Genomic DNA, 12,233 nt, shown 5'->3' on the forward strand with positions numbered 1-12,233 from the left:
CGCCGGGGACGGCACTTCGTGCGGAGGTGCCGTCCCCGGCTTTTTCGCTGCCCGGAGGCGGCGGACGGGGGGACTTGGGCGAGGCGGGGCGGGGCTCACGGCTCGTCGGTGAGGGCGTCCTCGTAGGCGCTGAGGGTGCGGATGAACAGGCTGCGTTCGGCCGGGGTCAGGGGGGCCAGGGCGGTGCGCCAGGCGGTGGCGCCGCGGGCGAGCCAGGTGTCGATCGCGGGGCGGTGGGCGGGGGCGATCGTGACGATGGTGCGGCGGCGGTCCGCAGGGTCGGGGGTGCGGTCCAGGATGCCCTGGCGGCCGAGGTCGCTGACCATGAGGCTCACCGTGGCGGGGGCCACTTCGAGGCGGGTGGCCAGTTCGTTGACGGTCAGGGGGCCGTCGAAGAGGAGGTAGGAGAAGAGGGAGAGGTGCCGGGGGGCCAGCGAGAAGCCGCTCAGCTCCGCGGGGACCTTGATCCTCTTGGCCCGGCCCACCATCCGCGGCATCAGCAGCAGCAGGCTGCGGATGCCGTCCTCGACGCTGACGCCGGCCTCACCGCTGCTGCGGGGGGTGCCGCCGGGGGCCGTCTCCGGGGGCTGGGCGCCGTCCGCGCTTGACACACGTCTCTCCTGCCTTTTAGCTATGCATGCAAAACTTCTTTGCTTGCAAAGCAAAATCGTCTGACGGTCGAGCTTATCGGAGGGCCTGCCATGGCCGACTGGAACGCAACGATCATCGCGGAGTTCCGCGCCCGCGGAGGCCGCGTCGGCGGTGTCTTCGAGGGCGCGGACCTCGTCCTGCTCACCACGACCGGCGCGCGCAGCGGCCTGCGGCGCACCTCGCCCCTCGGGGTCGCGCGGGAGGACGGGCGGCTGCTGGTCTTCGGCTCCAACGCCGGCGCCGACCGGCACCCGGACTGGTACCGCAACCTGCTCGTCCACCCGCGGGCCGAGGTCGAGACGGCGGACGGGCGCGGGGGAGTGCGCACCCTCGCCGTACGGGCCGAGGTGCTGGAGGGGGCCGCGCGGGACGCCGCCTACGCGCGGCAGGCGGCGCGCGTCCCGGCCTACGGGGACTACCAGCGCAGGACCGCGCGCGTCATCCCCGTGGTGGCGCTGCACCCCCTGGACCTCACCGTGCCGGACGCGGCGCGCAACCGCGCCATCGCCGCCCAGCTGCTGACCGTGCACGCCGAACTGCGGGCCCAGCTGGCGCGGCTGAGGGAAGGGGGTGCCGCGGCGGGCGGGCCCGCCGTGCACTGCCTGGCCTTCTGCGAGGCCCTCGGTGCGCACCACGCCTCCGAGGACGCCGTCCTCCCCGCCTTCGACGAGGCCTTCCCCCACCTCGCCCCGGTGCTCGCCCGGCTGCGCGCCGAGCACCGGGAGGTGGCCCGTGAGCTGGCCGGGCTGCGGTCGGCTGCGGGGGAGCCGGGCGCGGACCTGGCGGCGCGGCTGGACGCCCTCGCCGGGCGCATGGAGGAGCACTTCACGTACGAGGAGGAGCACCTCATACCCGTACTCACCGGGCAGGGGGCCGGGCCGGAGGACTGAACGGCCGCTGGTACGGACCACTTTCCGGCAGCCCCGCCCAGGATTTCCGAAGCTTTCGGCTGCCTATTCGAATCTTTTGGTGCCCCTGCGGTGAATCAGGTGTGACACGGTGCGGACGGGCCCCATCCCGCCCGGCTACGATCCCTCCCATGAGTGCCACGATTCCCCAGCCCTCGCGCGATGACCAGTCGGGAGCCACCGGCGAGGGCACGGCGACGCTTGCCGAGATCGCCCGCGCCGCCGGGGTCTCGGCTCCGACTGTTTCGAAAGTCCTCAACGGCCGGGGTGACGTCGCCCCCGCCACCCGCAGCCGGGTCGAGGACCTGCTGCGGCGGCACGGCTACCAGCGCCGCCGCGGCAGCATGCAGCCCGCCCCGCTGCTGGACCTGGTCTTCCACGAACTCGACAGCTCCTGGGCGATGGAGGTCATCCGGGGCGTCGAACGCGTCGCGGGCCAGGAGAGCCTGAGCGTGGTGCTCTCGGAGTCCGCGGGCCGCCTCAGCCCCGGCCAGACCTGGGTGGACGGCGTCCTCGCGCGCCGCCCGACCGGCGTCATCCTGGTGCTCTCCGGGCTCGACCCGGCCCAGCGCTCGCAGCTCATCAGCCGCGACATACCGTTCGTCGTCCTCGACCCGGCCGGCGACCCCGGCGAGGACGTGCCGGCGATCGGCGCGACCAACTGGCAGGGCGGCCTCGCCGCCACCCGCCACCTGCTCGACCTCGGCCACACCCGGATCGGCGTGCTCGGCGGCCCCCCGGGCATGATGTGCAGCCGCGCCCGGATCGACGGCTACCGCGCCGCGCTGGAGACCGCCGGTGTCCGCTTCGACCCCGGCCTCGTCGTCACCGGCAACTTCCACCACGAGGCGGGCTACGCCGCCGGCCTGGAGCTGCTGCGCCGCCCCGACCGCCCCACCGCGATCTTCACCGGCAACGACCTCCAGGCGGTCGGCCTGTACGAGGCCGCGCGCGAGCTGGGCCTGTCGATCCCGCGCGACCTGAGCGTGGTCGGCTTCGACGACCTGCCGCTGGCCACCTGGATCAGCCCGCCGCTGACCACCGTGCGGCAGCCGCTCACGGAGATGGCCGAGGCCGCCGCCCGGCTCGTCCTCGACCTCAGCCGCGGCCGCGAGCCCAGCACCCTGCGGGTGGACCTGGCGACCAGGCTGGTGGAGCGCAGCAGCACCGCCGCCCCCGCGGCCGCGGTCCCGGAACAGGCGGACGGCGCCGCCAACTGACGGCCGCCGCAGGGGATTTCACCCTTCGCACGCGCGTACGGTCTACGCGCGTGGGCGGGGCGGGGGAAGGTCTCGCGACACGTTGACGCACTCCGGCGGCGCCCGTAATCTCGCGGCGCGGATCGGGACCACGTCCGGAATTTTCGGAAGATCCCCTTCCGTGCGCACCACGCATGCGCAACGAGTACGGAATGCCTGATCCCATCCCCTGTGGAGAGAGGTACCGACTCCCATGCCTTCGAAGCGAGTGCTGAGATCCGCCGCGGGCGGATCCGCCGCGGCGCTGCTCGCGGCGGCCGTCGCACTGGCGGCCGCCGCGGTGCCCGCCGCCCACGCCGCCGGCACCACGCCCACCCCCGCGCCGGCATCGGCCACCGCCCCGCCGCCGACCTCGCCGGCCCCGACGGCACCGCCCGCCACGATCCCGCCGACCACCCCCACGGGCCCCGTGACGCCGACGCCCCCGCCGCCCGGCTCGACCTGCGCCGTCGACTACCGGGCCACGCAGTGGGCCACCGGCTTCAGCGCCCGTGTCACCCTGACCACCACCGGCCAGGCCAACGGCTGGCTCGTCACCTGGGAGCAGCCGTCCGGCCCCCAGACCGTCACGCACGCCTGGAACGCCACCGTCACCACATCCGGGACCACCTACGCGGCCCGCAGCCTCGACCGCAACGCCGTGATCCCGCGCGGCGGCGGCACCGTGACCTTCGGCTTCACCGCCACGTGGTCCGGCTCCAACCCGCCGCCGACGGGATTCGTCTTCAACGGCCTTCCCTGCACGTCGAACTGACGTACCGGCCGGCCGCCAGGGCCGTGCTCAGCTCACCCGTACCGGGTAGCTGGCCACGGCCACCCCCTCGTCGTCCAGGCAGCGCCCGTCCGCGAGTCCGAAGCGCTGCTTGAGCAGCGGCGAGGCCACGTACGGCCGGTCGCCGTCCGAGCCGGTCAGCCCGTGGCTCAGCACCGCCGCCCCGGTGAAGGGGTCGACGTTGCCGATCGCGTAGAGGCGCCCGGTCCGGTCGCGGAAGAGCGCGGCCTGCTGCCCGTCCGGCAGCAGCGCGGCCACCCCGCGGCCGGGCTGGAGGGCGTCCGCCGGGCAGACGGCGAACCAGCCGCGGGCGGTGTGCAGTTCGACGGTGCCGCAGGTCGCGGCGGCGGGCAGCGTGGACGTCAGGTCGGTCGTGGCAGTCATGCGGTCACCGTTTCCGTGAGGCTCAGGAGCACAGGCTCGGGCTTGATCTGGCCGCGCTCCGGGACGAAGCGGACCGTGGGGTCGGGGGTGTCCGGGGCGTTGACGAAGGACACGAAGCGGCTCAGCCGCTCCGGGTCGTTGATGGTGTCGGCCCACTCGTCGCGGTATCCGGCGACGTGCGCGGCCATCAGCGCCTCCAGCTCGTCGCAGATGCCCAGCGAGTCGTGCACGACGACGTCGCGTACGTGGTCCAGGCCGCCGGGGATGCGCTCCAGCCACACGCTGGTGCGCTCCAGCCGGTCGGCGGTGCGGATGTAGAACATCAGGAAGCGGTCGATGAGGCGGACGAGTTCGGCGTCCGACAGGTCCTGCGCCAGCAGGTCCGCGTGCCGCGGGGTGGCGCCGCCGTTGCCGCCGACGTAGAGGTTCCAGCCGTTCGCGGTCGCGATGACCCCGAAGTCCTTGCTCTGCGCCTCCGCGCACTCCCGCGCGCAGCCCGACACCGCCGACTTCAGTTTGTGCGGCGACCGCAGGCCGCGGTAGCGCAGTTCCAGGTCGATCGCCATCCGCACGCTGTCCTGCACGCCGTAGCGGCACCACGTCTGCCCCACGCAGGACTTCACCGTCCGCAGCGCCTTGCCGTACGCGTGGCCCGACTCGAACCCGGCGTCCACCAGCCGCGCCCAGATGAGCGGCAGCTGCTCGACGCGGGCGCCGAAGAGGTCGATCCGCTGCCCGCCGGTGATCTTCGTGTAGAGGCCGAAGTCGCGGGCCACCTCGCCGATCACGATGAGCTTGTCCGGGGTGATCTCACCGCCGGGGATGCGCGGCACGATCGAGTAGGAGCCGTTCTTCTGCATGTTGGCGAGGAAGTGGTCGTTGGTGTCCTGCAACGCCGCCTGCTCGCCCTCCAGGACGTGCACGCTCGCGCCGATCGTGGGAGCCAGCGACGCCAGGATCGACGCGACGGCCGGCTTGCACGTCTCGCAGCCCTCGCTGCCGCGCGCGCCCTCCCGGCCGTGGCCGTCGAGCAGTTCGCGGTAGGAGGAGATCCGCAGCGCGAGCACGATCTCGTACAGCTCGGCGCGGGTCTGCGCGAAGTGCGGGCACAGGCCCTTGTCGACCTCGACGCCCGACGCCTCCAGCTCGGCGTCCACCAGCTGCCCGAGCACCTTCAGGCAACTGCCGCAGTTCGTACCGGCCTTGGTGCACTTCTTGACCTCCGGCACGCTCGTGCAGGAGTGGTCGGTGACGGCCGCGCGGATCGTGCCCTTGGTGACGTTGTTGCAGCTGCAGATCACCGCGTCGTCCGGCAGCGCCGCCGGCCCCAGCGCGACGGGTGCGCCCGCGCCCGCCGGGAGCACCAGGTGCTCGGGCGCCACCGGCGGCACCGAACCGGTCAGCGGCCGCAGCACCCCGTAGGACTCCACGTCGCCCACCAGGACGCCGCCCAGCAGCGTGCCGTCCGCGGCCACCACGAGCTTGCGGTAGACGCCCGACCGTGCGTCGGAGTAGCGGACGTCGAGGCAGCCCTCCGTGGTGCCGTGCGCGTCGCCGAAGCTCGCGACGTCCACGCCGAGCAGCTTCAGCTTCGTCGACAGGTCGGCGCCGGTGAACGAACCGGCGTCCCCCGCGATGGCCCTCGCCGCCGTCTCCGCCATCTCGTTGCCCGGCGCGACGAGGCCGTAGACCCGCCCGTCCGCCGCGAGCGCGCACTCGCCGATCGCGAAGACCGCCGGGTCCCCGGGCGTACGGCACTGCTCGTCGACGACGATCCCGCCGCGCTCGCCCACCGGCAGCCCGCACTCGCGCGCCAGCTCGTCGCGCGGCCGCACGCCCGCGGAGAACACGACCATCCCGACGGGCAGTTCGGAGCCGTCCGACAGCTCCATGCCCGCCACCCGGCCGCCCTCGCCGACCGTGACGCGCTGCGTGCCGACACCCGTGTGCACGCTCACGCCCAGGCCCTCGACACGGCGCCGCAGCGCGTCCCCGCCGCCCTCGTCGACCTGCACCGGCATCAGCCGCGGCGCGAACTCCACGACGTGCGTGTCCAGTCCGAGTCCCTTGAGCGCGCCCGCCGCCTCCAGGCCCAGCAACCCGCCGCCGACGACCGCGCCGCTCGACACGCCCTGCGCGTACGCCTCGATCGCCAGCAGGTCCTCGATCGTGCGGTAGACGAAGCAGCCCGCCGCGTCCTTGCCGGGCACCGGCGGCACGAACGGGTACGACCCCGTCGCGAGCACCAGCGTGTCGTAGCCCACCACCAGCCCCGAACGGGCCGTCACCGTGCGGGCGTCGCGGTCCACCGCCACCGCCGGATCGCCCACGTGCAGCTCGATGCCGTGCCGCTCCATGAAGCCGTCCTCGACCATCGACAGCTCCTCCGGGCTCGCGCCCTCGGAGAAGTACGACGTCAGGTGGACCCTGTCGTACGCCGGGCGGGGCTCCTCGCACAGCACGACGACCCGCGCCCATGCGGTCACGCCCCGGTCCGCGAGTGCCTCCAGGAAGCGCTGGCCGACCATGCCGTGGCCGACGAGCACGATCGTGGTGTCCGGTGTGTCCGCGATAGCGGTGGTGGCAGCCATGGTCAGAACCTTCCGTCGTCGCCCGTGCCACCACGGTGGGCCGCGGCTGTTACCCACCCGGATCCCCGCCATTACCCCGAGGGAACGGTGCGCTCATCCGCTCTCACCGGCTGCTGTGAGCGGGTGAGCGGCAGTGGTCCGGCCTGACCGGATCGTTCCGCCCCGGGTCGTGATCGTGCCTGGCGGCAGCGGCGCCGGGCAGCGGAGGATCGGGCCATGACACACACCGACACCCCCGCGGGCACCCCGGACACCGTGCCCACCGCGCTTGTCGTCATCGATGTCCAGGAGTCCTTCCGGCAGCGTGAGAGCTGGCAGGCCGCCTCCGACCCCGACGTCGCGGAGAAGGTCGCCCGGCTCGTCGGCCTCGCCCGCGAGCGCGGCCACCTCGTCGTGTGGGTGCTGCACTCCGAACCCGGCACCGGCACCGTCTTCGACCCGGACAACGGCCACGTCCGGCTCATGGACGGCCTCACCCCGCAGGCCGGCGAGCCGCAGCTCACCAAGACCGCGCACAACGCCTTCACCACCACCAACCTCCAGCAGATCCTCACCGCCCACGGCGTCCGCGCGCTCATCACCTGCGGCATCCGCACCGAGCAGTGCGTCGAGACCACCACCCGGCTCGCCTCCGACCTCGGCTACGACGTCACCTTCGTCACCGACGCCACCGCCACCGAGCCGATCGAGCACCGCGACGCGCCCGCCGGACGGCCGCTCGCCGAGGTGCTCGCCGATCCGCGTACGCTGCTGCCCGCGGACATCATCGCCCGGACCGAATACGCGCTCGCCGGACGATTCGCCACCGTGACGACCCTCAAGGAGCTGACCGGATCGTGACCCGGGTGGTCTTCCTGCTGGTACCCCAGCTGCACCTGCTCGACCTCGCCGGACCGGCGCAGGTCTTCTCCACCGCGGCCGACCACGGCCTCGGCCACACCCTGCACTACGCGGCCGAGCAGGAAGACATCCCCACCTCCCAGGGCGTCGTGCTGCGCGCCGACCCCGTCCTGCCCGGCCTCACCGCCGACGACCTCGTCGTCGTCCCCGGCTGGCGCTCGCAGGGCCTGCGGGACAACGGCGCCCTCACCCCCGCCACCCTGCGCTGGCTGCACGGCCACCACGCCGCCGGCGGCACCGTCGCCAGCGTCTGCGCCGGCGCCGACGCGCTCGGCCGCGCCGGACTCCTCGACGGCCGCCGCTGCACCACCCACCACGACCTCCAGGACGAACTCGCCCTGCGCTACCCGCGCGCCCACGTCGTACGCGACGTGCTGTACGTCGTGGACGGGCGCGTCGTCACCTCCGCCGGCATCGCCAGCGGCATCGACCTCGCGCTGCACCTCGTCGCCGTCCAGCACGGGGCGGGCGCGGCCGCGCGCGTCGCCCGGCAGATGGTCGTGTACGCGCGGCGCAACGGCGACGAGCAGCAGGCCAGCGCCATGCTCAGGCACCGGGGGCACGTGAGCGACGCGGTGCACCGCGTCCAGGACGTCCTGGACGCGCGGTTCACCGCGCGCCTCGCACTCGCCGACCTCGCCGCCGCGGCCGGGCTCAGCGAGCGCACCCTCACCCGCCGCTTCACCGCGGCGACCGGGCTCACCCCGCTGCGCTACCAGCAGGAGCTGCGCATCGAGCGCGCCGAGCACCTCATCGCGCGGGGCGCGACCGTCGAGTCCGCGGCCCGCGCCGTCGGCTTCCAGGACGCCCGCATGCTCCGCCGGCTGCGCTCGCGCACGGGCTGACGCCACGGGGCGGGGCCGCGGTCCGTCGCGCGGTCGTCCGCCGGCCGGGGCTTGCCGCGCGGCTCCCCGCGCCCCCGTGGTAGGCGGGGGCCGGGCGGAGGAGGCCGCGGCGCACTCCGCGGGAGACGGCCCGGGGGTGCAACCCCGGGAAGGGCCGGGTGCGTCAGAGAGGTGAGGGGGTGGGGATGGGACTCAAGGCGTGGGGACGGGCGCTGCGGACGCGGAAGGGGCAGCGCCGTTTCGTGCAGGCCGTCGCGGGCCTGTGCACGGTCGGGCTGCTGCCCGCCGTGTGGGTGCAGCTCGCGGGCGGCGGACGGGTCCGGGATCTCGCGGACGTGCCGGCCGCCCCGGTGGGCGTCGTGTTCGGCGCGGGCCTGACACCCGCCGGGCACCCCTCGCCGTACCTCGCGCACCGGCTGGACACCGCGCTCGCGCTCTACCGCGCGGGCAAGGTGCGGGTGCTGCTCGTCACGGGCGACAACAGCCGTACGACGTACGACGAGCCGGGCGCGATGCGGACGTACCTGGTCGCGCACGGCGTCCCCGCGGCCAGGGTCGTGGTGGACGACGCCGGCTTCGACACCTGGGATTCGTGCAGCCGCGCCAGACGCGTCTTCGGGGTCAGGAAGGCGATCCTGGTGAGCCAGGGCTTCCACATCAGGCGGGCCCTCGCGCTGTGCGAGTCGGCGGGCCTGAGCGTGTACGGCGTCGGCGTCGACGAGCCGCACGACGCGACGTGGTACGCGGGCGGCACCCGCGAGCTGCTCGCCGCGGGCAAGGCGGCGGTGGACGCGACGCTGCACCCCGCCCCGCGCTTCCTGGGGCCGAAGGAGCCGGGCGTCACGCGCGCCCTGGAGGCCCCCGCCGGATAGCGGCCGCGGGCCCCGCGGGACTTTCACCGCGGTGAAACTTCTACGCGCGTTGCGACACCCTTGCACGCCCGCCGCTTCTCCCCTGGTCCAGACCTCTGCTGGTATCCCGCAACCCCTTTACGGCACAGGACACTTCATGCCTCACTCATGACGCGTTCACAACAACGCCACGTCCGCGGTCAAAGATCCGCAGCGAACAGCACGCCCGTGTTCCGTGCCACACAGACGCGCTCAGGAGGAAAGCGATGCTTCCCCGTACCCGGAATCTGATGGCGATTGCAGCGGTGGGGGCGAGCGTGGCGCTCGCCACGACCCTCTCGGCCGGCGCCGCGGGCGCCGTGCCCGCCCCCGCCGGCGCCCAGATCTCCCAGGGCAACAACATCCCGCTCGGCCAGGGCTACATGGGTGCCGGCTACGACCAGGACACCAAGGGCCGGCTCGCCGCGCCCGCCGGTGACGACCTGGTGATGTCACCCGCCACCACCTACCCCGCCGGCATCGACGTCTCGCACTACCAGGGCTCCATCAACTGGTCGTCGGTGAAGTCCGCGGGCATCCAGTTCGCCTACATCAAGGCCACCGAGAGCACCTCCTACAAGGACCCGACCTTCAACGCGAACTACCTCAACGCGTACAACGCCAAGGTGATCCGCGGCGCCTACCACTTCGCCCGCCCCGACCTGTCCACCGGTGCGGCGCAGGCCACCTACTTCGCCTCCAACGGCGGCGCCTGGTCCGCGGACAACCTCACCCTGCCGGGCATGCTCGACCTCGAGGGCGGCTGCTACGGCAAGTCCGCCGCGTCGATGCAGTCCTGGATCCTGGACTTCTACAACACCTACAAGTCCAGGACCGGGCGTGACGTCGTGATCTACACCAGCCCGAGCTGGTGGAACAGCTGCACCGGCGGCTGGAGCGGGATGTCCGCGCGCAGCCCGCTCTTCGACGCGCACTGGACCACCGCGGCCAGCCCCACCATCCCCACGGGCTTCCCGTACTGGACCCTCTGGCAGTACTCCGACTCCGGCTCGGTCTCCGGCATCTCCGGCGCCGTCGACCGCGACCGCTTCAACGGGACCGCCACGCGCCTGCTGGCGCTGGCCAACAACACCTGAGCCGCCGACCGCTGCTCGCCCGGGGGGCGCACCCGGCGCAGAGCCGGGGGCGCCCCGCGGGGCGGGCTGACGGCCCGTTGAACACCGCCGTACCCCGTGCGAAGGTGGGGCGGTGGACGTACACGGCAAGGTCCCGGCCCCGGCCCGCCGCGGCGGGGAAGATCCCCCGGGCCACGCCCTCCCGGTGGGCGTACCGGGCGGCGGGGTGGCCCTTCGCGGGGCCACCCTCGCCGTGTGGGTCGGCTCGCTGCGGGCCTTCCCCAACGGCTTCGACTTCGTCCTGCGCTCCGTGCGGGCACCTGGGCAGCCGGCGGTGGGGCGCCCGGGCTGGATGCCCCGGGACGACACCCCGCCGGTCAGGATCACGTACGCCGACGGCAGCGCGGTCCGGACCCTCGGGTCCCCCGAGGACACGGCCGGTCCGACCAGGATCGGCGTGCGGGAACTGGGCGGCAGCGGCCGCGGCACGCTCTGGGAGGCCCGCTACTGGGTCGACCCCCTGCCGCCGGACGGGCCCGTCACCCTGACCGTCCACCCTCCCGGAGGGCCGTGCGGGAGCGTGGAGTTCAGCGGCGCCGCGATCCGCGAGGCGGCGGCGCAGTGCGAGCTGCCGTGGCCGGAGGAGGACTTCGACGACGGCGGTCACGGCGTCCTCTCCTCCGCCTCCGGCGGCTGACGCGCCGCCGTCGCCCCCCTCAGCCGCCCGCGACCGTCACCGAAGCCTCGTGCCGCACGGGGAAGTTGACCGAGTTCGCGATGAAGCACAGCCGGTGGGCCTGCTCGTGCAGCTCGGCCGCGAGCGCCGCCGAGGCCGCGTCCGCGACCTCCACCACCGGATGCAGCACCGCCTCGGTGAAGTGGCCGCCCCCGTCCGGGGTCTGCGTCATCGTGGCCCCGGCACGGTCCGAATAGGCCGTCACCGTCACACCCTTGACCGCGCACACATGCAGATACGACAGCATGTGGCACTGCGACAGCGCCGCCAGCAGCAGAAGTTCGGGATTCCAGCGCGACTTGTCGCCCCGGAAGGCCGGATCCGACGATCCGAGCAGCACCGGTACGTCCGGCGCGTCCGGCGCCGACACCTCGTGGCCGCGCTCGTAGGCCCGGTAACCGCTCGTGCCCGTACCGAGATTGCCGGTCCACACCAGGTCGGTGCGGTAGGAGTGCACATTCGCTGACGCCATGGTGGCGGGTCCTTTCAGCCGCAGGTGTCGAGTACGTGCTGCCGCGCGACCGCGGCGGCTTCCGCGGCCCGCCCCCCGGCGATCGCCGACACCAGCTCACGGTGCTGGGCGTTCACCTGCGCGGGGCGGTGCGGAGGGTCGAGGGACGCGCGCGTCGAGACCACGATCTGGTCCCACAGCCGGTCGAGGGCGGCCTGCGCGGGGGCGTTCGCGGCGAGGGCCGCGACGCGGCAGTGGAAGGCCCGGTTGCGGACCACCGCCTCGGCGAGGCGGCCCGCGAGGGTCGCCTCCTCCGTGCGGTCCGCCTCCGCGGCGAGCGCGGTCAGCTCCGCCGGGGCGATCAGGCCCGCGGCCTGGCGCTCCGCCGCGAGCTCGGCGGTCAGCGCCTCCAGGGCCGCGCGCACGCGGTACGTGTCCCGGAGCGCCGCGGGATCCAGCGCGGCCACCACGACGCCGCGCCCGCCGGCGCTCCTGACCAGGCCGTCGGCGGTGAGGCCCCGCAGGGCCTCGCGCACCGGGGTGCGGCTCATCTCCAGGGCGGCGGCGACCTGGGTCTCCGTGAGCCGCTGGCCGGCGGCGTACTCGCCGCCGAGAATCATCGCGCGCAGGCGCGCGCGGGCTTCTTCCGTCTGCTGCACGGGTGAAGTATTGCATGCAGGGCATGCACTGTATGCAAAGCCCTGGCCGGGGGCGTTCGCGGCCGTGCCGGCGGGACCCGCGGTGCTCCCCGCACCCCTTCGGGCGCTGCC

Annotated in this window: 13 protein-coding genes; 8 read left to right on the top strand and 5 right to left on the bottom strand. The window is 74.0% G+C overall.

The window, feature by feature from the left end; all coding sequences use genetic code 11:
* Nucleotides 1-95: 95 nt before the first annotated feature.
* Nucleotides 96-497, bottom strand: a complete 402-nt coding sequence (locus ACH4SE_RS11135) for a MarR family winged helix-turn-helix transcriptional regulator (protein ID WP_398543203.1) — start codon at nucleotides 495-497, stop codon at nucleotides 96-98.
* 204 nt (nucleotides 498-701) lie between these two features.
* On the opposite strand from ACH4SE_RS11135, the gene ACH4SE_RS11140 reads away from it, so the two are divergent.
* From ACH4SE_RS11140 to ACH4SE_RS11150, 3 genes are all read left to right on the top strand, one after another.
* On the top strand, nucleotides 702-1,541 hold the full coding sequence (locus ACH4SE_RS11140) for a nitroreductase/quinone reductase family protein (protein ID WP_398543040.1): 840 nt from the start codon (nucleotides 702-704) through the stop codon (nucleotides 1,539-1,541).
* Between the two features lie 149 nt (nucleotides 1,542-1,690).
* Complete coding sequence (locus tag ACH4SE_RS11145) at nucleotides 1,691-2,779, top strand: LacI family DNA-binding transcriptional regulator (RefSeq protein WP_398543041.1); 1,089 nt, start codon at nucleotides 1,691-1,693, stop codon at nucleotides 2,777-2,779.
* A gap of 232 nt (nucleotides 2,780-3,011) precedes the next feature.
* Nucleotides 3,012-3,572 carry a cellulose binding domain-containing protein gene (locus ACH4SE_RS11150; protein ID WP_398543042.1) on the top strand — a complete coding sequence of 187 codons (561 nt, stop codon included), beginning with the start codon at nucleotides 3,012-3,014 and terminating at the stop codon, nucleotides 3,570-3,572.
* Nucleotides 3,573-3,599: 27 nt separating this feature from the next.
* Here the strand turns inward: ACH4SE_RS11150 and nirD are convergent, their stop codons facing one another.
* Nucleotides 3,600-3,974 (bottom strand): nitrite reductase small subunit NirD, encoded by a 375-nt coding sequence (gene nirD, locus ACH4SE_RS11155; protein WP_398543043.1) that lies wholly within the window; start codon nucleotides 3,972-3,974, stop codon nucleotides 3,600-3,602.
* On the bottom strand, nucleotides 3,971-6,565 hold the full coding sequence (nirB, locus tag ACH4SE_RS11160; protein WP_398543044.1) for a nitrite reductase large subunit NirB: 2,595 nt from the start codon (nucleotides 6,563-6,565) through the stop codon (nucleotides 3,971-3,973). The genes nirD and nirB overlap by 4 nt, the downstream gene beginning before the upstream one ends.
* A 255-nt stretch (nucleotides 6,566-6,820) precedes the next feature.
* Here nirB and ACH4SE_RS11165 point away from each other — a divergent pair, with 255 nt between their 5' ends.
* The 5 genes from ACH4SE_RS11165 (at nucleotide 6,821) to ACH4SE_RS11185 (ending at nucleotide 10,973) form a co-directional block, all read left to right on the top strand.
* Entirely contained in the window at nucleotides 6,821-7,405 is a 585-nt protein-coding gene (locus ACH4SE_RS11165; RefSeq protein WP_398543204.1) for a cysteine hydrolase family protein, read from the top strand.
* Nucleotides 7,402-8,310 carry a GlxA family transcriptional regulator gene (locus tag ACH4SE_RS11170; RefSeq protein WP_398543045.1) on the top strand — a complete coding sequence of 303 codons (909 nt, stop codon included), beginning with the start codon at nucleotides 7,402-7,404 and terminating at the stop codon, nucleotides 8,308-8,310. The genes ACH4SE_RS11165 and ACH4SE_RS11170 overlap by 4 nt, the downstream gene beginning before the upstream one ends.
* Before the next feature lie 185 nt (nucleotides 8,311-8,495).
* Nucleotides 8,496-9,182, top strand: coding sequence for a vancomycin high temperature exclusion protein (locus ACH4SE_RS11175; protein ID WP_398543046.1), 687 nt, complete (start codon nucleotides 8,496-8,498; stop codon nucleotides 9,180-9,182).
* A 269-nt stretch (nucleotides 9,183-9,451) separates the two neighbouring features.
* Nucleotides 9,452-10,297 (top strand): GH25 family lysozyme, encoded by an 846-nt coding sequence (locus tag ACH4SE_RS11180; RefSeq protein WP_398543047.1) that lies wholly within the window; start codon nucleotides 9,452-9,454, stop codon nucleotides 10,295-10,297.
* A gap of 112 nt (nucleotides 10,298-10,409) precedes the next feature.
* Complete coding sequence (locus tag ACH4SE_RS11185) at nucleotides 10,410-10,973, top strand: hypothetical protein (protein WP_398543048.1); 564 nt, start codon at nucleotides 10,410-10,412, stop codon at nucleotides 10,971-10,973.
* Nucleotides 10,974-10,992: 19 nt separating this feature from the next.
* On the opposite strand, the gene ACH4SE_RS11190 is transcribed toward ACH4SE_RS11185, so the two are convergent.
* Both ACH4SE_RS11190 and ACH4SE_RS11195 read right to left on the bottom strand, forming a co-directional pair.
* Nucleotides 10,993-11,484 carry an OsmC family protein gene (locus tag ACH4SE_RS11190; RefSeq protein ID WP_398543049.1) on the bottom strand — a complete coding sequence of 164 codons (492 nt, stop codon included), beginning with the start codon at nucleotides 11,482-11,484 and terminating at the stop codon, nucleotides 10,993-10,995.
* A gap of 14 nt (nucleotides 11,485-11,498) precedes the next feature.
* On the bottom strand, nucleotides 11,499-12,122 hold the full coding sequence (locus ACH4SE_RS11195) for a GntR family transcriptional regulator (RefSeq protein ID WP_398543050.1): 624 nt from the start codon (nucleotides 12,120-12,122) through the stop codon (nucleotides 11,499-11,501).
* Nucleotides 12,123-12,233 lie beyond the last annotated feature (111 nt).

Origin of the sequence: Streptomyces sp. NPDC020983, assembly GCF_044333485.1 — a bacterium.
Classification (GTDB): domain Bacteria; phylum Actinomycetota; class Actinomycetes; order Streptomycetales; family Streptomycetaceae; genus Actinacidiphila.